The organism is Methylobacterium sp. 142-1Y (genome assembly GCF_057747795.1).
The window spans coordinates 1,822,018-1,844,153 of record NZ_CM173224.1 but is presented as its reverse complement, the minus strand read 5'-3'; the positions used below and the strand labels follow the sequence as shown (position 1 = coordinate 1,844,153).

At 72.4% G+C, this 22,136-nt stretch carries 18 protein-coding genes; 4 read left to right on the top strand and 14 right to left on the bottom strand.

What is annotated here, in order from left to right; genetic code table 11:
- Nucleotides 1-24: 24 nt before the first annotated feature.
- Nucleotides 25-879, bottom strand: coding sequence for a cell envelope integrity EipB family protein (locus AC3AOF_RS08485; protein ID WP_236991139.1), 855 nt, complete (start codon nt 877-879; stop codon nt 25-27).
- Between the two features lie 541 nt (nt 880-1,420).
- On the opposite strand from AC3AOF_RS08485, the gene AC3AOF_RS08480 reads away from it, so the two are divergent.
- Complete coding sequence (locus tag AC3AOF_RS08480; RefSeq protein ID WP_236992854.1) at nt 1,421-1,939, top strand: GcrA family cell cycle regulator; 519 nt, start codon at nt 1,421-1,423, stop codon at nt 1,937-1,939.
- 396 nt (nt 1,940-2,335) lie between these two features.
- Here the strand turns inward: AC3AOF_RS08480 and AC3AOF_RS08475 are convergent, their stop codons facing one another.
- From AC3AOF_RS08475 to AC3AOF_RS08465, 3 genes are all read right to left on the bottom strand, one after another.
- Complete coding sequence (locus tag AC3AOF_RS08475) at nt 2,336-4,075, bottom strand: thiamine pyrophosphate-binding protein (protein ID WP_488348227.1); 1,740 nt, start codon at nt 4,073-4,075, stop codon at nt 2,336-2,338.
- Between the two features lie 363 nt (nt 4,076-4,438).
- A complete protein-coding gene (locus tag AC3AOF_RS08470) occupies nt 4,439-6,001 on the bottom strand; it encodes a class I adenylate-forming enzyme family protein (protein WP_488348226.1) in 1,563 nt (520 codons plus the stop codon).
- A 271-nt stretch (nt 6,002-6,272) separates the two neighbouring features.
- Nucleotides 6,273-7,325 (bottom strand): TRAP transporter substrate-binding protein, encoded by a 1,053-nt coding sequence (locus AC3AOF_RS08465; RefSeq protein WP_488348225.1) that lies wholly within the window; start codon nt 7,323-7,325, stop codon nt 6,273-6,275.
- Nucleotides 7,326-7,459: 134 nt separating this feature from the next.
- Here AC3AOF_RS08465 and AC3AOF_RS08460 point away from each other — a divergent pair, with 134 nt between their 5' ends.
- The gene (locus AC3AOF_RS08460) at nt 7,460-8,197 is read left to right on the top strand and encodes a GntR family transcriptional regulator (protein WP_488348224.1); all 738 of its coding nucleotides are present in this window, start codon (nt 7,460-7,462) and stop codon (nt 8,195-8,197) included.
- Between the two features lie 21 nt (nt 8,198-8,218).
- Here the strand turns inward: AC3AOF_RS08460 and AC3AOF_RS08455 are convergent, their stop codons facing one another.
- The 10 genes from AC3AOF_RS08455 to AC3AOF_RS08410 form a co-directional block, all read right to left on the bottom strand.
- Complete coding sequence (locus tag AC3AOF_RS08455; RefSeq protein ID WP_488348223.1) at nt 8,219-10,675, bottom strand: PAS domain S-box protein; 2,457 nt, start codon at nt 10,673-10,675, stop codon at nt 8,219-8,221.
- 28 nt (nt 10,676-10,703) lie between these two features.
- Nucleotides 10,704-11,369, bottom strand: coding sequence for a chemotaxis protein CheX (locus AC3AOF_RS08450; RefSeq protein ID WP_488348222.1), 666 nt, complete (start codon nt 11,367-11,369; stop codon nt 10,704-10,706).
- A complete protein-coding gene (locus tag AC3AOF_RS08445; RefSeq protein WP_488348221.1) occupies nt 11,366-11,791 on the bottom strand; it encodes a response regulator transcription factor in 426 nt (141 codons plus the stop codon). Before AC3AOF_RS08445 ends, AC3AOF_RS08450 begins: the two co-directional genes overlap by 4 nt.
- 153 nt (nt 11,792-11,944) lie before the next feature.
- Complete coding sequence (locus AC3AOF_RS08440) at nt 11,945-12,193, bottom strand: hypothetical protein (RefSeq protein WP_236991145.1); 249 nt, start codon at nt 12,191-12,193, stop codon at nt 11,945-11,947.
- The gene (locus AC3AOF_RS08435) at nt 12,190-14,232 is read right to left on the bottom strand and encodes a chemotaxis protein CheA (RefSeq protein ID WP_488348220.1); all 2,043 of its coding nucleotides are present in this window, start codon (nt 14,230-14,232) and stop codon (nt 12,190-12,192) included. Before AC3AOF_RS08435 ends, AC3AOF_RS08440 begins: the two co-directional genes overlap by 4 nt.
- Entirely contained in the window at nt 14,225-15,061 is an 837-nt protein-coding gene (locus AC3AOF_RS08430) for a CheR family methyltransferase (RefSeq protein ID WP_488348219.1), read from the bottom strand. Before AC3AOF_RS08430 ends, AC3AOF_RS08435 begins: the two co-directional genes overlap by 8 nt.
- Complete coding sequence (gene cheB, locus AC3AOF_RS08425) at nt 15,058-16,170, bottom strand: chemotaxis-specific protein-glutamate methyltransferase CheB (RefSeq protein ID WP_488348218.1); 1,113 nt, start codon at nt 16,168-16,170, stop codon at nt 15,058-15,060. The genes AC3AOF_RS08430 and cheB overlap by 4 nt, the downstream gene beginning before the upstream one ends.
- Entirely contained in the window at nt 16,167-17,474 is a 1,308-nt protein-coding gene (locus tag AC3AOF_RS08420; protein WP_488348217.1) for a chemotaxis protein CheW, read from the bottom strand. Before AC3AOF_RS08420 ends, cheB begins: the two co-directional genes overlap by 4 nt.
- Complete coding sequence (locus tag AC3AOF_RS08415) at nt 17,467-19,416, bottom strand: methyl-accepting chemotaxis protein (protein WP_488348216.1); 1,950 nt, start codon at nt 19,414-19,416, stop codon at nt 17,467-17,469. The genes AC3AOF_RS08420 and AC3AOF_RS08415 overlap by 8 nt, the downstream gene beginning before the upstream one ends.
- Before the next feature lie 148 nt (nt 19,417-19,564).
- The gene (locus AC3AOF_RS08410; protein WP_236991151.1) at nt 19,565-20,341 is read right to left on the bottom strand and encodes an IclR family transcriptional regulator; all 777 of its coding nucleotides are present in this window, start codon (nt 20,339-20,341) and stop codon (nt 19,565-19,567) included.
- Nucleotides 20,342-20,513: 172 nt separating this feature from the next.
- On the opposite strand from AC3AOF_RS08410, the gene AC3AOF_RS08405 reads away from it, so the two are divergent.
- Nucleotides 20,514-21,371, top strand: a complete 858-nt coding sequence (locus tag AC3AOF_RS08405) for a 2,4-didehydro-3-deoxy-L-rhamnonate hydrolase (RefSeq protein WP_236991152.1) — start codon at nt 20,514-20,516, stop codon at nt 21,369-21,371.
- 5 nt (nt 21,372-21,376) lie between these two features.
- On the top strand, nt 21,377-22,126 hold the full coding sequence (locus AC3AOF_RS08400) for an SDR family NAD(P)-dependent oxidoreductase (RefSeq protein ID WP_236991153.1): 750 nt from the start codon (nt 21,377-21,379) through the stop codon (nt 22,124-22,126).
- Nucleotides 22,127-22,136 lie beyond the last annotated feature (10 nt).

The following is a 22,136-nucleotide window of genomic DNA, read 5'->3' as shown; positions in this document are numbered from 1 at the left end:
CCCTGCGAAGCCCCGCTTGCAGCCCTACTTGCAGTCCTTGCTCTCGGGCAAGAGGTCGATGCGCGACAGCTCGCCCTTCAGCGAGAACTCGCCGTAATCGAGGCGCAGCGCGCCGCTGACGCCGTTCTCGTAGAGGTCGAAGGCCAGGACATAGACCGGGGTCCGCTCCCCCTCCCCCGGTGAGAAGTAGCTCAGCGTGACGGGCCAGTGCGGCATCGCCGCCATCGCGCCGTCGCGCAACGCCGCCTCGACCGGGGCGGCGGGCTTCTGCGTCGCGCCGGTCTCGGCCGTCGATCCGGGCTTCGCCGCGACGCGCTGCGGGCCGATCACCGCCAGGGTGTCGTAGACCTTGCGGCCGTCATCCGAGCCGTCGAACACCTTGACGGCGACGGTGGATTGCCCGGCCCGGGCGGCCTCGATCAGACGCCGCATGTGGGCGGCCGGAAACAGCACCTCGCCCGGCACCGCCAGCTCGCCGCGCTTGGGCTGCTTGAGGGTGATGTCGAGCCCCTTGCCACCGCGCTCGGCATTGCCGTCGACGGGGGCCGCGGTCTTGCCGTTGAGGTCGGACTGGGTGCGGAAGCGGAAGCTGCGCCCGTCGCCGCTCTCGAAGGTGGTGTTGCGCAGGTCGGAGGTGCGGGTGCCGCTCTCCGAGCTCTCCAGCACCGTCACCTGCCGGTATTGCAGGGCGAAGCCCTTGCAGGAATCGCCGGTGAAATCGAACACGATCCGGCCGCGGGCGCCCTCGACCGCGCGGGTGCCGGAACTGCCGGACAGGGACAGGTCGTAGACGGCACGATGGGGCGCGAGATGCACCGCCTCCGCCGCCATCGCGGGCGAGGAGAGCGCGAGCAGGACGCACGCGAGGAGTGATCGCATGAGGTCTCCCGGGGCGGCCGTCGGTGCTGGCGTCGGCCCTGTTGGTCGTCTCAAGATAGGCCCCGCCCCGGCCCCCGGCAACGTGCCGGCCGCCGCCGGCGCGGCCGAGGCCGTGGCATCGCTGCCACGCTTGCGGAGGACAGTCGTGACAACCGGGAGTTGGCGGGCGTCGTGGCGCTCTTTCAACCCGAGGCAGCAGCGTGTGGCGGCGCGCCGACGATCTCCGATCTTTCCGGCAAACCATTGTTTTCAAAGGAGTTTGCTTCGAGTTCGACGGGGCCGGGCAAGCCCTGACGCCCGATCGGCGACACGTTCCGGACGGGCTCGGAGGCCGGCTCCGGCGCGGGGAAAAACCAACTCGGCGGGAGCCGGACTCTTGCGCGGATGTTAGGCCGTCCTGTAGGTTCACCCCCGTCGCCACCGCTCCAGGCGTGGCGGCGATCACCAGCAGGATCGGATGGATTGGACGCGCGGTCGAGCGGCGGACCGCTCGCGGCTGCGTGCCGATTCCATGGGTGATGTCGGGGGAGTGGAGGCGGCGATGATGGATGCGGGTCCGAGCTGGACGAAGGAACGCGTCGAGCTTCTCAAGCGGCTGTGGAGCGACGGCCGCAGCGCCAGCCAGATCGCGGCGGAGATCGGCGGCGTCTCCCGCAACGCGGTCATCGGCAAGGTCCATCGCCTCGGCCTCGCCGGACGCGTGCTGAAGGCCAACGGCGCCGCGCCGGCCGGCGGCCGTCGTCCCCGGCCCGAATCCGGTGCGGCCGCGCCCGTCGCCGAGACTCCGTCGATGCTCGCCCCCGCGCCGCCGGCCCTCGCGCTGGTTCAGCCCGCGCCGTCCTCCGCGACGGTGGCGCTGCCGGAGAGCGCCCGCGTCACCATCATGGAACTCCGGGAATTCATGTGCCGCTGGCCGATGGGCGACCCGTCCACGCCCGATTTCCGCTTCTGCGGCGACCGCGCGATCGCCGGCCTGCCGTATTGCACCCATCACTGCCGCATTGCCTACCAGCCCGCCGCCGAGCGCAAGCGCGAGCGCAAGGTCGTCGGTTTCCGCTAGGGTTTTGGTCTGCGCGGCGCGTCGCGGCTCACCTGCACAGGTCCCTTCGAACGGATTGACGATATCGTTCAAATCCTAACGAATCCTGTCCGCCGCTCGGGCGCGGAACACGACCGTGGCATGAGGCCTGCGGGCATTGGGGTTTTCCCACCCGCGACCTCATCCTGAGGTGTTGGTCCAATCGAAGATGGACTGACCTCGAAGGAGGGCTCCAGGGATCGCTGTGGTCTCCGGAGCCCTCCTTCGAGGCTCACTTCGTTCGCATGCGATCTTCGATCGCCAGCACCTCAGGATGAGGTCGCGGGTAGGACAGGTGATCGCCGGGGATTTCATGCCCCTGTCGTCTTGCGGCGGCGGACGCATCGTAGCCCGCCACCGTGCCGTGACGCGCCTCCCTCACACGGTCTCGCCGCGCCGCCGCCGCTCCGCATCGTCCCAGACGGTGAGCGGCTGGTAGTCGGGCACGAAGCCGAGGCCCTTGCGGGCATCCGACGACACCGCGACCTGCGACGTCTTGACGTCGATCAGCGCCGGGGCGTTGGCGGCCAGCGCCCGCGCGATCGCCGGAGCCAGATCCCCCGGGCGCTCGACCCGCTCGCCATGGGCGCCGAGCGCCCGGGCCATCGCGGCGTAGTCCGAATCGGCCAGCAGCGTGCCGACGACCCGGCCGCCGTAATTGAATTCCTGGTCGTAGCGCTCGATGTTCCAGGCGGCGTTGTTGGACACGATGATGACCGGCTTCGCCCCATGGCGGACCGCGGTGTCGATCTCCATCGCGTTGATGCCGAACGCGCCGTCTCCGGTGACGCAGATCACCTGCCGGTCGGGGAAGGCCAGCGAGGCGGCGGTGGCGTAGGGCACGCCGATGCCGAGGCAGCCGAAGGCGCCGGCATCGAGATAGGTCCGCGCCTCGAGACCGACCCGGGCGAAGCTGAGAAGATCGCCGCCATCGGCCACCGCGATGTAGTCGGGGGACGCCACATGCCGGATCGCCGCGAAGATCGCCGCCGGGTGGATGCGGCCGTCCTCGCCGGTCTGCGGCACCGCCGCACCGGTGGAGCGCTTGAGATGGCGGGCCCGCAAACCCTCCGCCCAGGTCTTGTCGCGGGCGGGCGCGTGGTTGCCGGCGGCGTCCACGATCGCGGCCAGCGCCAGCGCGGGGGTCGCGAGCAGTTCCGGCTCGCCGCGGCGGTTGTCGACGAGTTCGCCTGCCGTGTCGGCGATGCGCACGAAGCGGGCGTTGGGAAAAACCGCCGGCGAGCCGTAGCCGAGCTGGTAGTCGAGCTTGCGGCCGATCACGAGAACGACATCGGCCTCGGTCATCGCGGCGGCCCGCATGGCCCCCACCGTCGCGGGATGATCGGCCGGGACCAGGCCGCGGCTCTCCTGCGTGTCGAGATAGACCGCGCCCAGCGCATCGAGGAGGCGCACCAGCTCGGGACCGGCCGTCTTGGCGCCGCGGCCGGTCACCACCAGCGGGCGACGCGCCCCCCACAGCACCTCGACGGCCTGGGCGACTCCGGCCGGATCGGGCGGCAGCACCCGCGGCGCCTTGGGCGCCATCCAGTCGTCCAGCACCAGCAGCGGCGGCACGTGGGCGCGCAGCACGTCGGTCGGGATCTCGATGTAGACCGGGCCCGGCTCGCCGAGATCGCCCATGGCGCGGGCGACCGCCTCGTCGAGCTCGCGGATCACCTGGTCGGCGACCCGGGCGGTGCGCGACTGGCGGGTGACGGGCCGCAGGATGTCGACGTGCGGGATGTCCTGGAGCGGCCCGAGATTGGCCTGCGGCCGCGAGGTGCAGCCGCCGATCAGCAGCACCGGGACGCGGGCGAGCGAGGCGTTGGCGATGCCGGTGACGCAATTGGTGACGCCGGGCCCGGCGGTCGCCATGCAGACCCCGAGTTCCCCGGTCAGCTCGGCATGGGCATGCGCCATGTGGACGGCGGCGCCCTCGTCGCGCACGTCGACGATGCGGATGCCGAGGCGGGCGCAATGGTCCCAGATCGGCTGGATGTGGCCGCCCTGGAGCCCGAACACCCGATCGACGCCCCGCGCCTTCAGGAACTGCGCGATCCAGGCGGCGCAGGATTGCCCGTCGGCGTTGAGGTCCTGGACGGTGGCCGGTTGGCTCATGGGTTTCCCTCCCGTTCGTGTCGTTGTTCGCCCTTTCGGCGCGCCATGCTCGCCTAGGAACTTGTTCCGGGTGAGGTGGGCATCCTTGCAGAGCGGGTACAAGCGCAACGGCTGAGAGCGTGACCCCCTCCCCCCTCTGCGGAGCAGGTCGGGAGAGGGGAGCCACGCGTCCGGATGAGGCGGAACCGTTCTGACGGGCGCCCTCTGGAACAGCGTCGCGCTGCCCCTCTCGGCGGGACTTCGTGCCGCTGCGCTCGCATCCGCTCGCCACCCTCCTCCGCAGAGGGGGAGGGTCACGCTCTCGGCCGTCACTCCGGCACCGCGCAACCTCCTGTGTCGTGAACCGTAGGAGACTACAGCCCCCTACCCCTCCCCCCGCACCAGCCTGTCCTTCAACTTCCGGTGCAGGTTCTTCCCCGTGGCGGTCCGGGGCATCGCTTCGTCGGCCATGAACGAGACCGTGCGCGGGCGCTTGAAGCCGGCGAGACGGTCCTTGCACCAGCCGAGGATGTCGGCCTCGCTGGCCGAGGCCCCGTCGCGCAGCACGATGACGGCGTGGACGCGCTCGCCCCAGGTCTCGTCCGGCAGGCCGATCACCGCCACGTCGTGCACCGCGGGATGGCCGCCGAGCAGGGCCTCGACCTCGGACGGATAGATGTTCTCGCCGCCCGAGATGATCATGTTGCTCTTGCGGTCGACGAGGTGGATGAAGCCGTCGGCGTCGCGCCGGGCCATGTCGCCGACGGTGCAGTACTCGCCGCGAAACGCCTCCCGGGTCTTCTCCGGCAGCTTCCAGTAGCCGTCGAACAGATAGGGGTTCGAGCAGAACAATTCGCCGGCCTCGCCGTCCGGCACTTCGTTGCCGGCCTCATCCAGCAGCCGGATCGGCGCCGAGCCGACGCATTCGCGGCCGACCGAGCCGAGCTTGGTGAATTGCTCGGGCGGGTGCAGCATCGTCGCCCAGCCGACCTCGGTGGCGCCGTACAATTCGTAGAGCCCGGAATTCGGGAAGAACTCCATCACGGCCCGCTTGGTGTCGGGCCGGGCCGGGGCCGAGGAGATCATCAGCCGGGTGATGCGGGTGAGGTCGTAGCGCGCCTTCGCCGCCTCGCTGAGACCCAGCATCATCGCGTAGTGGGTCGGCACCAGGGAGGTGAAGCTCGCCCCGCCCTCGGAGAGGGCCCGCACGCAATGCTCGGGATCGAAGCTCTTGCGCGAATACACGCTGGTGACGCCGCCGCAATAGCTGAAGGCGCCGAAGAAGTAGAGCGAGTTGGCATGGCAGAACGGCATGACCAGCAGGGCCGAATCGCGCCGGTGGATGCCGAGCTCGATCTCCGTGATCATCGACAGCATGGCGGCGCCGCGATGCGAGCGGATCGCGCCCTTCGGCTTGCCGGTGGTGCCCGAGGTATACATCAGCATCCACGGATCGGCCGGATCGATCGCGATGCCTGGCTCGTCCTCGCGGGCCTTGCCGATCAGGTCCTCGTAATCCGAGAATCCCGCGGGGCAGGGCGTCCGCCCGAACCACACCACGCGGGATTCGGCGACGGGCAGGTCGGCGCGGATCTCCTCGATCGTGCCGGCCAGTTCATCCTGGAGAATCAGGGCCGATACCTCGGCATCCTCCAGGATGTAGCGGACTTCCCCGCCGACCAGCCGGAAGTTGATCGGCACCGCGACGAGGCCGGCCTTCGCCATCGCGGCGTAGATCTCCAGCCACTCGACGCAGTTATAGGCCAGCACCGCCACCCGCTCGCCCTTCCGGAGGCCGAGGCCCAGGAGGGCGTTGGCGAGGCGGCAGGCCCGGCCGTTCCACTGCCGGAACGTCATCGCGCGCTCGAGGTCGCGTGCGCCGATCCGGTCGGGCTGCAGGCGCGCCTGGACGGCGAGCATCTGTCCGGGCGTGAGCACATCCCTCATCGTGGTCGTCCTCGTCTGGTCTCTCGGCGCGAGATGGGTTGGGTCGATCGTCGTACGGGCCCGTCCCACCCGCGACCTCATCCTGAGGTGCTGGCGATCGGAGATCGCATTCGACCGGAGGGAGCCTCGAAGGAGGGCTCCAGTGATCTCGGAGACATCTGGAGCCCTCCTTCGAGGTCAGTCGATCTTCGATCGACCAACTCCTCCGGATGAGGAGGACGATGGGATCAAAGATTGGCTTCGATACCTTGGAAATAAATTTCTTTGCCTTCTACCCGATATCCCCGGCATATTTCTGCACCAGTGCCCAGGCCTCCGGCCCGAACTTCTCGCGCCATTGGCCGTAGAACTTCGTCGCCTTGAGCGCGGACTGGAAGGACGCCGGATCGGTGGTGTTGAACACGAGCCCCTTTCCTTCCAGCTCCTTCTGCGTGTCGCGGTTGGCCGTTGCGATGTCGTCGCGCTCCTTCAACGCCGCGGCGTCGAGGTGCTTCTCCATGATCGCCCGCACGTCCGCCGGTACGCCCTTCCAGACCCGGCCGCTCGCCATCATCCAGAAGCCGTCCCAGGCGTGGTTGGTGAGCGAGCAGTATTTCTGCACCTCGTAGAACTTGGCGAAATTGATCAGTGCCAGCGGGTTCTCCTGCCCGTCGGCGATCCGGGTCTGCAGGGCCGAATAGGCCTCGCTCAGCGGGATGCTGACCGGCGCGGCGCCGAGTGCGGAGAACATCGAGACCCAGAGCGGTACCACCGGCACGCGGATCTTGAAGTTCTTGAGGTCGTCGGGCGTGCGGATCGGCTTGGTGCTGGTGGTGATCTGGCGAAAGCCGTTGTCCCAGGTCGTCGCGAACGGAACGAGGTTCGCCTTCTCGATCGCCTTGCGGATGTACCCGCCGACCTCGCCGTCCATCGCGGCCCAGACCTTGTCGTAGCTCGTGAAGGCGAAGCCGATGCCGGTGAGCGAGGTCGCCGGCACCAGGGTCGAGACCACGGTGCCCGGGAAGGTCGCGAGTTCGAGCGCCCCCGAGCGGATCTGGGACAGCATGTCCGAATCGCTGCCGAGCTGGTTCGACGGAAACAGGCTGATCTCGACCGCACCGTTCGTCTCCCGGGCGATGGCGGCGATCGCCTCCTTCAGCCGGACGTTGACCGGATGCGGCACCGGCAGGTCGGTGCCGAGCTTGAAGGCGAGCTTGGCGCCTTGCGCCAGGGCCGGACGCGGGAAGCCGGCGGCGAGGCCTGCGGCGGCACCGAGGCCGCAGGTCAGCAGGTGTCGCCGGTGGAGACCTGTCCGGCGAAGACCCTTGGGGCGGAGATCGGTCATGGCGTTTCTCCCTCGGGAATTCCGAAGCCGGCGGCGTTACCCGCCTTGCCGTTATTGAATTCGGAATTCGAATTTCGAATTCGGTATTGCACGAGCCTCCGGTTTGCGCAACACGTCGGTGACGAGTTTTTGGCGTGAAGGGGGATCCGGCCATGGCCGGCGAGACGGATGACCGCAGCCCGACGCGCCACCGGCTCGTCGAACAGGTCTACGGTGCGATCTTCAGCGAGATCACCGAGGGGCGGCTGGCGCCGAACACGCGGCTGATCCAGGACGAGCTCGCCGATGCCTACGGCGTGTCGCGCCAGCCGGTGCAGCAGGCCCTGCTTCTCCTGCGCAACCACGGCATCGTGCGCGACGCGCCGCGCCGCGGGCTGGTGGTGGCGCCGCTCGAAGCTTCGTTCGTGCAGAACCTCTACGAGGTGCGGGGCGTGCTGGAGGGCCTGACGAGCCGGCTCGCCGCCGAGCGCAACCCGGCCCGCGCCGGTCGGGAAGGCCCGCCCCTGGTGGCGGCCGGACGCGCGGCGGCACAGGGCGGCTCGGTCGCGGAGCTGATCGCCGCCGACATCGCCTTCCACCGCTTCCTCGGCGAGATCGCCGACAACCCGATCATCGTCGAGACCGCGGCGCCGCACTTCAACCACCTGCGGCGGATCATGGGCGAGGTCCTGCGCGAGGACGAGGCGATGCCGGCTCGCATCTGGGACGAGCACGCGGCGATCCTCGAGGCGATCGCGGCCGGCGAGGCCGAAAAGGCCGACCGCCTGTCGCGCCAACACATCGCCCGGGCCGCCACGATCTTCGTGGACCGGCTCAAGGCGCAGGAGGATGCCTTCGCCCAGGAGGCGCGGAGCCGGCGGGTCAGGCGGTAGAGCCGGCCGAGCCTTCCTCCCTCACCCCTCGATGATCGACCGGATCTTGGTCGCCAGCCCCTCGACCGGGAACGGCTTGGTGATCATCTGCATCCCCGGGCCGAGATGCCCGTTGCCGAAGGCGGCGTTCTCGGCATAGCCGGTCATGAACAGCACCTTCAGGGACGGGCGCACCAGGCGGGCCTGGTCGGCGAGCTGGCGGCCGTTGAGGCCCGGCAGGCCGACATCGGTGACCAGAAGATCGATGTGGGAGGCCGATTGCAGCAGGCGCAGGCCCGCCGGCCCGTCGCCGGCCTCGAGCGTGCGGTAGCCGAGCTCGTGCAGCACCTCGATCACCAGGGCCCGCACGGTCGGGTCGTCCTCGACCACCAGGACCGTCTCGCCGCGCTCGGCTCGCGGCGCCTCGCCCCGGATGTCCGACGAGGCTTCGATCTCGCCGTGGTAGCGCGGCAGGTAGAGCTTGACCGTCGTGCCCTGCCCGGCCTCCGAATAGATCTTGACGTTGCCCTCCGACTGCTTGGCAAAGCCGTAGATCATCGAGAGCCCGAGGCCCGTGCCCTGGCCGATGGGCTTCGTGGTGAAGAACGGGTCGAAGGCGCGGGCGATCACGTCCGGCGGCATGCCGGTGCCGGTATCGGTCACGCCGATGCAGACATATTGCCCGGCCCGCACGCCGACCTCCCGGGCCGCATAGGCATCGTCGAGATGGGCGTTGGCGGTCTCGATGGTCAGGCGCCCGCCCTCCGGCATGGCGTCGCGGGCGTTGATGGCGAGGTTGAGGATCGCGTTCTCGAGCTGGTTGGGGTCGCAGAGCGTCAGCCACAGGCCGCCGGCCACCACCACCTCCAGCTGCACCCGCTCGCCCAAGGTCCGGCGCATCAGCTCGTCCATCGAGCTCACCAGCCGGTTGGCGTCGACGGGCCGCGATTCGAGCGGCTGGCGGCGCGAGAAGGCGAGCAGGCGATGGGTCAGCGCCGCGGCGCGCTGGGCCGAGGCCATGGCGAGGCCGGCATAGCGGGTCAGGTTCTCGGTCCGGCCCTCGTTGATGCGGGTTTGCATCAGGTCGAGCGAGCCGACGATGCCGGTGAGCAGGTTGTTGAAGTCGTGGGCGATGCCCCCGGTGAGTTGCCCCACCGCCTCCATCTTCTGCGACTGGCGCAGCTGCTCCTCGGCCCGCTCGCGCTCGGCCACCGCCTCGCGCACCCGCGCCTCCAGGGTGTCGTTGAGCTCGCGAAGGGCCACCTCGGCCTGCTTCGACTCGGTGATGTCGTAGACCACCCCGACATGGCGCAGGCCCGAGGTCTCGGTGTCGCGGATCGCCTCGCCGCGGCGGGCGAGCCAGCGCACCTCACCGGTATCGGCGTGCCGCACCCGGGTCTCGACCGGCGGCAATTCGCCCTCGTGGCGCTGGTCGGGCGCCAGCAGCGGCGGGTCGCCCTCGACCACGAGCGCGTTGACGGCGCTCGCCGCCACGGTGCGGGCCGGCACCAGGCCGAGCAGGCTGCAGAATTGCGGCGAGGCCGCCACCGTGGCGAAGCCCGGCACGTGCTCGAAGGCGCCGACGCGGCCCGCCGACTGGGCGATGCGCAGGCGCTCCTCGACCCGCTTCTGCTCGGTCACCTCGACCAGCACGCCGGTGAAGCGGGCCGGCCGCCCGTCGTCGCCGAAATGGCAGCGGCCGCGGGCATGGACCCAGCGCACCGAGCCGTCCGGCGCGAGCAGGCGGTACTCCTTGTCGAACACCTCGGCCCCGCCGAGGATGCCGCTCACCGCAAGCCGCACCCGCAGGCGGTCGAGGGGATGGATGCCGGAGAAGAACGCGCTCACCGGCAGCGGGCCGGGATCGAGCGGCAGGGTACCGGGCCGCGGCGCGGGAGAAAGCCCGGTGAGCGCGGCGAAGCGCCCGTCGACATGCAGGCGCTTGGCCCCGATGTCCCAGTCCCAGGTGCCGGCGATGCCGGCCGAGGAGAGGGTCAGGGAGAGCTGGCGCTGCGCTTCCGTCAAGCGCCGCTCGATGTCGGCGAGCCGCGTGCGCCCGGCCTCCGCCTCGTGGACATGCGACATGTCCACCTGCGAGGCGAAGAAGTTGACGAGGCGGCCGGTTTCGTCGTGGATCGGGCAGACGAGCAGCTGGTTCCAGAACCGGCTGCCGTCGCGGCGGTAGTTCAGGATCGTGACGCGGACCACGCGCTGCTCGCGCAGGCCCTCGCGGATCGCCGCCATCGCCCCCGGATCGGTCTCGGGCCCCTGCAGGAAGCGACAGTTGCGCCCCAGCACCTCGCGGGATTCGTAGCCGGTGAGCGTCAGAAAGGCCTGGTTGGCGAAGACGACCGGATTGTCGGGCAGGCGGGGGTCGCTGATGAGCATCGGCTGGCGCGAATGCTCCAGGGCGGTCAGGAGCGGTCCGGCCCGCCTCCGGGCCGCCGCGATGGCCGCGCCGAGCGAATCGCCGGCGCCGGTGCCGCCCGGCGCCCTCACGCCGCGTCTCCCGGATGGAGCCCGGCCATCACGCGTCCAGGTCGCCGAGGGCGCGGGCGATGAACTCGTCCACCAGGAGCCGCAGGCTCTCCAGCGACGGCAGGTCCATCAGCATGGCCAGGTAGCCGCGGATGTCGCGCTCGCTCACCGAGAAGTCGATGTAGAGGAACAGCACCAGCGACTCCGCGCCCGACGCCTCGCCGCCTTGCGTCTCGAAGATCCGCGGGCCGTCCCCGCGCAGGATGCCGGGCAGCGACATGGTCAGCGTGCGCTGGAGCATGTTCGCCATGGTGGCGAGGCAGCCGTTGAGGATGATGTTGCCGGTCTCGGCCAGGGCCTCGTCCTCCAGCGCCGCGACCTCCTCGGGCGACAGCTCCTCGCCGGCAACGGCCCGGACCAGCTCGCGGCTGTTGTCCTGCGGGAAGATCAGCAGGGCGCGGCCCGCGAAGGCGCCCTCGAAATCCTGGTGCACGACCACGAGCGGCGCCGCCTCGCGCTCGCCGATCAGCCGCGCGGCGGCGTGGCGCGAGACGATCTCGACGGAGGGCACCGAGAGCAGCACCTGGGTGCCGATCATCTGGCGCAGGCTCGCGGCGGCGCGGCTCACCCCGATATTGACGAGCTCGGTGAAGGCGTCCTGCTGCAGCTCGGTCAGGCCGATCGTCGCCCCCTCATGCATGGCACCACCGCTCATGCCGGGCCGCCCCGGCGCAGGCGTAAGGCGGCACCCGAGAGGAAGCCCCCCAGCGCATCGCCGGTGAGGGGCTTGGCCAGGAAGGTCGCCTGAAGCTCACGGGCGCGGGCGATCACCTCGTCCTGGATGTTGGCCGAGACCACAGCGATCGGCATCCCCGGCCGCCCGGCGCGCAGCTCTGCCGCGAGGGCGAGACCGTCCTTGCCCGGCATGTTGAAGTCGAGGAGCGCCACGTCGACCGACCCGTCGGCCACGACGCCCAGGGCCTCCTCGGCGTGGGCCGCCTCGCGCACCGCCCAATCGGGCCTCGCCTGCCGCAGCAACCGTACGGCGACGGCCCGCGCGAGCTTGCTGTCGTCCACCACCAGGACGGTGACGGGCGCGGGGGCGGCCGGGATTTGCGGCGTCGAAGGCTGCGACATGGGCGGCATCTAGGCTGTTTCTGACGAAAGGGAAATGGCTCGCGCCGGAACTCTCGGGGTCGTGACGGCGGATGCGGGACGCGGGCGCACGACCATGCCATAGCCGAAAACTGGTATTGTCGCGCTCGGTTTTTCCGCCGGGCCCGCCATGGCTCAGGAATCGGCCGGCGGCACCAGCAGCGGCGCGAGCCAGCGGGCCGCGAAGGGGTCGCCGCAAGGGCCGTGGAGCGGCGGGCGCAGCCGGAGCAGCACCTGGACCACGGCCGTGTGCAGGCCGGTGCAGGCGCTCCAGTCGACGCCGCCCCCCGGATGGGCGAGGAGGAGAGCGGCGAGGGTCTCGGCTTCCTCCACCGGGCAGGCGCCTTCGAGGCGGATCAGGTCACCGTCGCGGCGCACGCTCATGGCGCCCTCTCCTCTCGCCCGCCATCGATCGGGGTGTCGGGTACAGTTTCAAGAAGGGTTTCAGGCAGGGTCTCAGGATCGAGCACCAGCAGTACCCGCCCGTCGCCGGTGAGCGTGGTGCCGGCGAGGCCCGGCAGGGCGGCGAGGCCCGGCAGCGGCCGCACCAGCCCGTCGAGGCGACCGGCGAAACGCTCGACCTCGACGGCGACGCGCTCGTCGCCGAGCCGCAGCACCGCCAGGTGGGCCTCGGGAGGTGCCGCCTCGCGAGGCAGGCCGAGCAGGTCGGCGAGGTGCAATACCGGCACTGTCCGGTCGCGCAAGGCGGTGACGGCGCCGAGGCCGTGGTCGCGGATGCGCTCCCGCGGGACCCGGGCGACCTCGTCCACCGCCTCCATCGGCAGGCCGTAGAGCTCCGGCCCGATCCCGACGAGCAGCAGCCGGGCGAGGGACTGCGCCCGGGGCAGCGCGAGGCGAACCGTGGTGCCCTCCCCGGGCCGGCTCTCGACGGTGCAGGCTCCGCCGAGGCGCGACACCGCCTCCCGGACCGCATCCATGCCGACGCCGCGGCCGGAGACGGCGCCGATCGCCGCCGCGGTCGAGAAGCCCGGGGCGAAGATCAGGTCGATCACCCCGGCCTCGTCGAGGGCCGCAAGCGCGTCGGGCGTCCTCAGCCCGCGCTCGGCGGCGCGGGCGCGGATGAGGGCGGAGTCGAGGCCGCGCCCATCATCCGAGACCGAGACGACGACCCGCTCGCCCCGGCTCTCGGCCCGCAGGCGGATCCGGCCGGCGGCGGGCTTTCCGGCGCGAGCCCGCGCCTCGGGCGCTTCGATGCCGTGGTCGACGGCGTTGCGCAGGAGATGCAGCAGCGGCTCGAACAGCCCCTCGGCCACGTCCCGGTCGACCTCCGTCGCCTCGCCCTCCAGGCTCAAGCCCACCTCCTTGCCGAGCCCGCGGGCGAGGTCGCGCAGAGGCCGCGGGAAGCGGCGGAAGACCCGGCCGAGGGGCTGGAGCCGCAACGCCACCGCCTCGCGGTGCAGTTCGGCCGAGAGCCGCCCGATGCGCTCGTCGCCGGCGCGTAACGAGGGGAGAAGCGCCGCGAGGTCGGCACCCGCCGCTGCCTCCGAAACGACCTTGGCGACGACCGCGCCGAGGGCCGCCCGGGCGGTGGCGAGGTCGTCGGCAAGCGCCACCAGGGCGTCGATCCGGCCGGCATCGACCCGCAGGGTCCGGGAGGCCGGTTCGGGAGAGAGCGGATCGGGATCGGGGACCGGCTCGCTCCCGGGCATTGCCGCGGGCGGCGCCAGGGTCGCCACGGTGACCTGGTCGCGCACCAGGCGGAACACGGCCTCGACCTCCGCCGCCGGATCGGCGGTGAGCAGCGTCACCGCGAGGTTGCAGGCGAAGGCGTCGACGACCTGCCCCGACGGCCACGGCATGGCGGGAGCGAGATCCAGGGCGAGGAGCCTCGGCAGCCGGCGCACCAGGCCGAGGGGATCGTCACCGGCAAAGAAGCAATCGGCCCGCGGGACGTAGCGCAGGGCGGTGACGGGGCCGTCCGGCCGCTGGTGCAAGGTGGCGAGGAGGCCGGCGGCCCAGTCGGGCACCGGGCCGGCCGGGACCGACGCGGGCTCGGCCGGCACCGGCGCCAACAGGCTCCGGTAGCGTTCGACGAGCCGGGCCGCTTCCGCTTCCGTGCCGGCCGGAGCTGAGCCCGTCGCGGCGATCGCCTCGGTCCAGCGCGCCGTGGCGTCGAGGGCGGCGAGCGACAGATCCACGAGGTCGGGGCCGGCGGCGTGCCGGCCGGCACGGGCGGCATCGAGCCCGTCCTCGGCGGCATGGAGCACGGCGAGCATGTCCGGCCAGTCGAACAAGGCCGCCGAGCCCTTGAGGGTGTGGAACGCGCGAAAGATTCGGTTCAGCACGGCCGGGTCGGGAGCGCCGTCGAGCGCCAGCAGGTCCTCGGCTGCGGCCTGGATCAGCTCGCGCGCCTCGGCGACGAAATCCGCCACCAGGTCGTCGGTGGAGGTTGCGTCAGTCATGCGCATCCTCCGGACGCTGGTAGACGATCGCGTCCGGGAAACGGCGGGTGACGAACCGCGACGGGATCCGGGCCATCGATTCGGTGTGGCCGAGGCACAGGAAGCCCCCGGGCCGCAAGGCGGCGAACAGGTTGGCGGCGGCGATCTTCCGGGATTCGTCGTCGAAGTAGATCAGGACGTTGCGGCAGAACACGATGTCGAAGCGCCCTTCCTGCGCCATCCCGGCCCCGTCGACGAGGTTGCGGCGGCTGAAGCGCACCGAGCCGCGCAGCTCCGGCAGGATGCGCCAGAAAGCCTCGTCCTCGCGGATGAAGTAGCGCGACACCAGGGGCGGCGGCAGCCGGCCGAGTGCCCGGGCACCGTAGCGCCCGGCTTGCGCCGCGGCGAGCGCCCGCGTGTCGATGTCCGAGCCGACGATCTCGATCTCCCAGTCGTCGACCGCGGGCCAGTGTTCGAGGAGCCAGAGCGCCACCGAATAGGGCTCCTCGCCGGTGGCGCAGGGCATCGACCAGATCCGGATCGGATCGTTGCGCGCCCGCCCGGCTGTCACGGCCGCCATGAGCGACCCGGTGAGGCAGTGCAGCTGGTGCTCCTCGCGGTTGAAGTAGGTCTCGTTGACCGTGAAGGCGTTGACGAAATGCTGCACCTCGCCGTCCGCGTCGGCGCGCAAGCAGGCGAGATAGGCCGGCAGGGTGGAAAGGCCGATGGCGCGCAGCCGCTCCAGCAGCCGGCGCTCGACGAAGGCGCGCCGGTTCTCCGGCACCAGGATGCCGGTCTGCCGGTAGAGCAGGTCGCAGATCCGCGTCAGGTCGGGCTCGGTGAGGATCATGCGACGAGCGCCGTCAGCTCGGCCGCGATAGCCTCCAGCGGGGCGACCACGCTGGCGCCGCCGGCCCGTACCAGCTCCCCCGGCATGCCCCAGACCACCGCCGTCGCCTCGGCCTCCGCGATGGTGCGCCCGCCCCGGGCCCGCAACGCCGCCATGGTGCGGGCGCCGTCGCGGCCCATGCCGGTCATCAGCACCCCGACGAGGCGCCGGGGAGGCATGAGGTCGAGGGCGCTCTCCACCAGGCGGTCGACGCTCGGATGCCAGGGATACTCGGCCTGCGCCGGGGCCGGCGCCGCCATCAGGCCGCCGGGCCGTCGCACGACGATCACGTCGGCATCGCCCCGCCCGACATAGACCCGCCCCGGGATCAATGGCACCGGCGCCGTCACCTCCTGCACCGAGAGCGCGCTGAGGCCGTTCAGCCGGCGGGCGAGCGGGCCGGTGAAGGTCGCCGGCATGTGCTGGGCGATGACGATCGGCCAGGGGAAGCCGGCGGGCAACTCGCCGAGCAGGGCGGTCAGGGCCGGGGGACCTCCCGTCGAGGCGCCGACGAGGACGAGGCCGCCGGCCGGTACCGCCGCCACGGCCGGGATCGGGGGGACATCGTCCACCGGGCCGGGGTCGACCGCCCGTGGGGCCGGGCGGGAGCTGGGAGGCGGCGCGAGGCCGGCATGGCGCGCGCGCAGGCGGGCCGCGAGGCCGAGGGCGATGCGCGGCCGGGCCCGGGCCGCCGCCCGCACCGTCCGCACCAGCGCGGGCGCGAAACGGTCGAGCGCCAGCGAGACGGCGCCGGCCGGCTTCTCGATCACGTCGACGGCGCCCCGGGCCAGGGCATCCAGGCTCGCCTCGGCTCCCTCACCGGTGAGGGAGGACAGCATCACCACCGGGCAGGGCCGCTCCAGCATGATCCGGTCGAGGCAGGCGAGTCCGTCGAGGCCCGGCATGGTCACGTCGAGGGTCACCACGTCCGGCCCGAAACGGGGCAGGAAGTCGAGCGCTTCCAGCCCATCGCGGGCGAAGGCCAGCTCGAAATCGCCCTCGGCGGCGAAGATGGCGCCCAGCACCTTGCGCATCAGGGCCGAGTCGTCGACCACGAGGAGACGGATCATGCCGGCGCCCTCCCGGCGGAGACCGCGCGGCCGAGGAGCGCGGCAGGTTCGATCAACCCCAGGAGCCCCTCCGGCAGTTCCGCCACACGGGTCACCCCATCGTCCCGTGCGTCCGCTACCGGCCGGATCGCCCCGGATGTCGGCCGGACCAGCCGCGCCGCGCCGTCGACCAGCAGGCCCGCCCGCACGCCGCCGGCCTCGACCGTCACGAGGCGCCGGCCACCCGCCTCGCCCCCGGGCGGCAGGCCGAGGCACCGGCGCAGGTCGATGACCGGCAGGGCTCCGCCGCGCATCGCCAGCATCCCGGCGAGGGTGTGGGGCGCCCCGGGCACCCGCGTCAGCGCCTCCGGCGCCCGCTGCACCCCGCGCACCGCCCCGGCAGGCAGGCCGTAGGCGCGCCCGGCGAGGTCGATCACCACCATCGGCTCCGCGCCGGCGACGACGGGAGCGGCCGGCGCCGGGCTCGACTCCGGGTCTTGCGCACCGGCCGGGGCCAGGGCCTCGGGCGACAGGAGGCAGACGAGGGTCCCGTCGTCGAGGCGGACGAAGCCGGTCGCCGGGCCGCCGCGGCGCAGGGCCCGGGGCACCGGGTCGATCGCCTCCGGGCGCACCCGCAGCACCGGTCCGACCCCTTCGGCCACCAGCCCGATTCCGCCGAGCACCGCGACCCGGCGGCCCGGTGAGGCCCCGAGCCCGAGCCGGGCCGAGAGGCAGAGGAGCGGCAGAGCCCGCCCGCGCCAGGGCATCGTGCCGAGGTCGGTCCCGTTCGCCGGGTTCGGGGCAACGGGCTCCGGCAGGCGCGTCACCGCCTCGACCGCGTCGAGCGGCAAAGCGTAGGAGCGCCCCGCGACCGTGAGCGCCATGAGGCCGACGTCCGGCCGGGGCCCCGGCTCCGCCGTCCCGGCGCGCCCGCCCAGGGCAGGTGACGCGGCCGAGCCCGCCACCCGCCGCGCAAGCAGGCCCGCGACGAGGTCCGACACATCGAGGATCGCCGCCCCGCCCGGCTCCGCCGTCAGACCGACGACGCCGGCCACGAGGAGCCCGACCGGCTCCCCCGCCTCGGCCAGCACCATCCGGCCGGGAGGCGCCGGGCGCGCGGCCGGCGCGAGCAGCCGGGCGAGATCGAGGACCGGAAGCGCCGCGCCGCGCCGGCCGGCGAGGCCGGCAAGCGCCGCCGGTGCTCCCGGCACCCGGGTCAGGGCCGGGACCGGCGCCAGGCCGCGCACCCGCTGCGCCGGGAGGGCGACGCGCGTTTCCTCCGCGTCGAGCGCGACGACGAGGAAGCGGTCCGCGGCCTCAGCCATCCGCGCCCTGCAGCTCGTCGGCCAGCAGCGCGATCTCCTCGACCGCCGCCGCCAGATCCTCGGCCCCGCGGGCCTGCTGACGGGCGGCGGTGGCGGCCTCGGTCGAGGCGCGGTCGGCCTCCTCGGCGGCCGCGGCGATCTGGCGGGCGCCCGCCGCGATGCCGGCGGCGGCGATGAGGATGTCGTCGGCCCCGCCGGCGATCTCGCGGTTCACCCGCTCCAGCTCCGCGATGTCGGCCGCCACCGCGGCGAGGCCCGCGGTCAGGGCCCGGTTCTTCGCCACCTCGGCCTCGGCCGCGGCGACCGATCGCTCGAGAGCGCGGCGCAAGGCGGCGGCGCCGTCCCGGATCGTGCGCACCGTCCCGCGGATCCGCTCGGCGCCCCCGGCGGCGTCGCGCGACAGCGCCCGGATGTCGCCCGAGACCAGGGCGAAGCCCTGGCCCGCCTCGCCGGCCCGGGCGGCCTCGATCGCGCCGCTCACCGCCAGCATGCCGATCTGCACCGCCACGAGGGCGATGCCCTCCACGATCGTCTCGATCCGCCCGGTGCCGGCCTCGATCGTGCCGAGGCGGTCGAGGGAGGCCCGCATCCCGTCGAGGGCCTGGCCGACCCCGTCGGCGAGGCCCTCGAGAGTGGCGCGGGACTCGTGCAGGGTCCCGGCGAGGCCCAAGACCTGCGCCAGGGCCTGGTCGGCGCCGGTCCGGGCGCCGGCCGCCGCGCGCTCGATCTCCACCATGGCGGCGGCGGATTGCCGGGCGGCGGCGCTCTGGAGAGCGAGGCCGCGGCTGATCTGGTCGATGGCGGCCAGGATCTGGGCCGCGGCGCCGGACAATTCCTGGATCGAGGCCGAGAGCGCATCGGCAGCACCCCCGATCTCCGCCGCGCCCGCCCGGGCCGGGCCGCTGCCGCGCAGGGTCTCGGCGAGGGCCGCCAGCGCCTCGGCGGTGGTCTGGCCCTGGTCGAGGGCCTCGGTCTGCTGCGCCACGGCGCGTTGCGCCTCCTCGGCGGCGGCGGCCTGCTGCTCGGCCGCGCAGGCGACCTGCTCGGCGCCGGCTTGCGCCTCGCGGGTGGTCGCCTCCGCCCGGAGCGTCGCCGCCAGGATCCCTTGCGCCCCCTCCGCCAGGGTGCCGAGATCACCCCGGGCCGCCTCCAGCTGCCGGGCGACCCGGGCGCCGGAAGACGCCTCGGCCACGGCCCGCGCGGCGGCATCCCGGATCGCCTGCCCGAGCGCCCGGATCTCGGCCCGGATCGCCTCGGCCCGCTCCCGCACCTCCCCGGCGCCGGCCTCCGCGGTCTCGGCGAGCGTCCGGACCTCATCGGCGACGACCGAGAAGCCGCGGCCGTGCTCCCCGGCCCGTACCGCCTCCAGGGCGGCGTTGAGGGCGAGCAACCCGGTCTGGTCCGCGATCTCCCCGACCGTGCCGGTGACATCGCCGATGCTGGCCGCGGCCCGGTCGAGCTCGTCGACGATGGCGACCGTCATCGCCTGGCGCCCGGCCTCCGCCTCGATCGCCGCGACCGACTGGGTCGCCTGGGCGCCCGCCTCCGCGAGGAGCGCCTGGAACGCGGCGGTGCGCTGGCGCGAAAGGTCGGCGCGCTCCCGCGCCGCACCGAAACGATCGACGATCGCCGCGACGGCGGAGAGGGATTCCTGCGCGGCCCCCGCGGCCTCCTCGGCCCCGCCGGCGATCTGCTCCATCGCCCGGCGCAGCTCCTCGGCCGCGGCGGAGGCTTGCGTGACCCCGGCGGCGAGTTCCTCGGTGGCGGCGCCCAGGCGCTCGGTCGCCTTCTGCCGGCGTGTCCGCGCGCCCTCGCCCGCGGGCATGCCCGTCCGGCCGCGCCGGGGTGGCGGGGCGGGCGCCTGCGCCACGTCCGGCGCCGCGGGCTCGCCGTCCCGGCCGCCCGGCGCACCCGCGAGCTTCGCCTTCTTCACCAATGCCATCGCAGCCTGAAACCCGCTCGCGCAACCGCGCTCGCGCAGGATCGGCGCGCGCGTCAGCCGGTGTGCCGGAGGCGGGCGGCGGGGGCAAGCGCGCGGGAGGTATCGGGTTGGGGAGTATCGCCTGGGTGCACGCGCCGGGCCCCCTCCACTACCCGGCCCAGCCGAGATCCCGGCTGATCGACCCGGCGACCTCCCGGACCGTCCCGGCCAGTGCCTCCATCCGGGCCTCGTCCATGTACTGAACCGTGCTCGTCACGCTGAACGCCGCGACGATCGCCCCGCCGGCGTCCCGGATCGGGGCGGCGACGCAGCGCACCTCGGGCTCGTTCTCCTCCCGGTCGTAGGCGATGCCGCGTGCCGCGTAGGTCCGCATCCGGTCGAGCCAGGTGGCGAGGTCGGGGCTGTGGCCGCCCCGCGCATCGCCCAGGCGATAGAAGTCGCGCCAGCGCGCCTCGTCGAGGTCGAGGATCAGCGCCTTGCCGAGGCCCGTCGACCAGACCGGCTGGCGCTCGCCGACCCGCGAGCTGATCTCGATGCGCCGGCGCCCGGGCAGCTTGTCGAGGTACAGCGCCCAGTCGCCTTCCAGCACGCCGAGATGGATCGTGTCGCCGCATTCCGCCGACAGGCGCTCGAGATGGGGCCGCGCCACCCGGGTGACCGGTGCCTCCTGCTGGGCGCGAAACCCGAGTTCGAGGAGCTTCGGCCCGAGCCCGTAGCCCTCCCGCGGCGCGAAGGTGAGGTAGCGCTGCTCGACCAGCGCCGCGGCGAGCCGGTGGGTGGTGCTGCGGGTGGTGCCGAGCCCCGCCGACAGGGCCGCGAGGTCGCGCGCACCGCTCGCCACCGCCTCCAGGATGGCGAGGCCGCGCAGCAGCGTCTGACTTCCCGGCGTGCCACCCGTCTCCCCGGTTGACGGCTTCGATGTCACGGGCGTATCGTCCCACATACAAGAACAAGATCCCGATATATGGGATCGAGTGGTGCGGCGCCAGGGCCGTGCCGGAGGAAACCGCAAACCGCCTCCGTCCCGCCCTGCCCCGCGCCCGAAAAGACCCGCGTGCCGTGAGGGGTGCGCCCGGATTCCAAGGAGGTTCGACCCGATGAAGCTGTTGCGCTACGGCCCCGTAGGCCAGGAGAAGCCCGGCCTGCTCGATGCAGAGGGCCGCATCCGCGACCTGTCCGGCCACCTGACCGATCTCGGTCCGGCGTCGCTCGGGCGTGAGGCTTTGTCCCGTCTCGCGGCGATCGATGCCGCCAGCCTGCCGGTGGTCGAGGGCTCGACCCGTCTCGGTACGCCGGTCGCGAATGTCGGCAAGTTCATCGCCATCGGGCTCAACTTCGCCGATCACGCCGCCGAGTCGAACCTGCCGGTGCCGAAAGAACCGATCGTCTTCACGAAGGCGATCACCTCGCTGTCCGGCCCGAACGACCCGGTGATGCTGCCGAAGGATTCGGTCAAGAGCGACTGGGAGGTCGAGCTCGGCATCGTGATCGGCACGCGCGCCGCCTACGTCGAGGAGGCGCAGGCCCTCGACCATGTCGCCGGCTATTGCCTGATCAACGACGTCTCGGAGCGCGAGTACCAGATCGAGCGCGGCGGCACCTGGGACAAGGGCAAGGGCTGCGACACCTTCGGGCCGGTCGGCCCCTGGCTCGTCACCTCCGACGAGGTCGGCGACCCGCAGAATCTCGACATGTGGCTCGACCTCAACGGCCGCCGCATGCAGACCGGCAACACCCGGACGATGATCTTCACCTGCGCGCAGATCGTCTCCTATGTCAGCCGTTTCATGACCCTGATGCCCGGCGACATCATCACCACCGGCACGCCCCCGGGCGTCGGCATGGGCATGAAGCCGGACCCGGTCTTCCTCAAGGCCGGCGACGTGATGACGCTCGGCATCGAGAAGCTCGGTGAGCAGCGCCAGGACGTGACCGCCTGGCAGCGCCGGGACTGACCGCGATGACGTTTCCCAACCGCTTCGAGGGCCGCACCGCCCTCGTCACCGGCGGCGCCTCCGGCATCGGGCTGGCGGTCGCTGCCAGGCTCAAGGCCGAGGGCGCGACGGTCTCGATCTGGGACCTGAACGAGGAGGCGCTCGCCAAGGCCAAGGCCGAGACCGGCGCCGCCGATACGCGGGCGCTGGACATCGCGGATGCAACTGCGGTCGAGGCCGCGATGCGCGAGACCCTGGCGGCGCTGGGTGGCCGGCTCGACGTGCTGGTGTGCAGCGCCGGCATCACCGGGCCGAACACGGTGCTCCGCGACTATCCCGTCGACGCCTGGCAACGGGTGATCGACGTCAACCTCAACGGCCTGTTCTACTGCAACCGCGCCGCGGTGCCGGCGATGGAGGCGGGCGGCTACGGCCGCATCGTCAACGTCGCGTCGATCGCCGGCAAGGAGGGCAACCCGAACGCCTCGGCCTATTCGGCCTCCAAGGCCGGGGTGATCGGGCTGACGAAGTCGCTGGGCAAGGAACTGGCGAAGTCGGAGATTCGGGTGAACTGCATCACCCCGGCGGCGGTGCGCACCGCGATCTTCGACCAGATGACGCAACAGCACATCGACTTCATGCTGTCGAAGATCCCGATCGGCCGCTTCGGCGCCATCGACGAGGTGACCTCGCTGATCTGCTTCCTGGCGAGCGAGGAAGCGTCGTTCTCGACGGGGGCTGTGTTCGACGTGTCGGGCGGTCGGGCGACGTATTGAGACTGTCGCC

What these genes read in the sequence shown, in the direction of transcription:
- AC3AOF_RS08485 (WP_236991139.1), bottom strand. Translation starts at nt 879, where the DNA reads ATGCGATCACTCCTCGCGTGCGTCCTGCTCGCGCTCTCCTCGCCCGCG.
- AC3AOF_RS08480 (WP_236992854.1), top strand. Translation starts at nt 1,421, where the DNA reads ATGATGGATGCGGGTCCGAGCTGGACGAAGGAACGCGTCGAGCTTCTC.
- AC3AOF_RS08475 (WP_488348227.1), bottom strand. Translation starts at nt 4,075, where the DNA reads ATGAGCCAACCGGCCACCGTCCAGGACCTCAACGCCGACGGGCAATCC.
- AC3AOF_RS08470 (WP_488348226.1), bottom strand. Translation starts at nt 6,001, where the DNA reads ATGAGGGATGTGCTCACGCCCGGACAGATGCTCGCCGTCCAGGCGCGC.
- AC3AOF_RS08465 (WP_488348225.1), bottom strand. Translation starts at nt 7,325, where the DNA reads ATGACCGATCTCCGCCCCAAGGGTCTTCGCCGGACAGGTCTCCACCGG.
- AC3AOF_RS08450 (WP_488348222.1), bottom strand. Translation starts at nt 11,369, where the DNA reads ATGAGCGGTGGTGCCATGCATGAGGGGGCGACGATCGGCCTGACCGAG.
- AC3AOF_RS08445 (WP_488348221.1), bottom strand. Translation starts at nt 11,791, where the DNA reads ATGTCGCAGCCTTCGACGCCGCAAATCCCGGCCGCCCCCGCGCCCGTC.
- AC3AOF_RS08440 (WP_236991145.1), bottom strand. Translation starts at nt 12,193, where the DNA reads ATGAGCGTGCGCCGCGACGGTGACCTGATCCGCCTCGAAGGCGCCTGC.
- AC3AOF_RS08435 (WP_488348220.1), bottom strand. Translation starts at nt 14,232, where the DNA reads ATGACTGACGCAACCTCCACCGACGACCTGGTGGCGGATTTCGTCGCC.
- AC3AOF_RS08430 (WP_488348219.1), bottom strand. Translation starts at nt 15,061, where the DNA reads ATGATCCTCACCGAGCCCGACCTGACGCGGATCTGCGACCTGCTCTAC.
- cheB (WP_488348218.1), bottom strand. Translation starts at nt 16,170, where the DNA reads ATGATCCGTCTCCTCGTGGTCGACGACTCGGCCCTGATGCGCAAGGTG.
- AC3AOF_RS08420 (WP_488348217.1), bottom strand. Translation starts at nt 17,474, where the DNA reads ATGGCTGAGGCCGCGGACCGCTTCCTCGTCGTCGCGCTCGACGCGGAG.
- AC3AOF_RS08415 (WP_488348216.1), bottom strand. Translation starts at nt 19,416, where the DNA reads ATGGCATTGGTGAAGAAGGCGAAGCTCGCGGGTGCGCCGGGCGGCCGG.
- AC3AOF_RS08405 (WP_236991152.1), top strand. Translation starts at nt 20,514, where the DNA reads ATGAAGCTGTTGCGCTACGGCCCCGTAGGCCAGGAGAAGCCCGGCCTG.
- AC3AOF_RS08400 (WP_236991153.1), top strand. Translation starts at nt 21,377, where the DNA reads ATGACGTTTCCCAACCGCTTCGAGGGCCGCACCGCCCTCGTCACCGGC.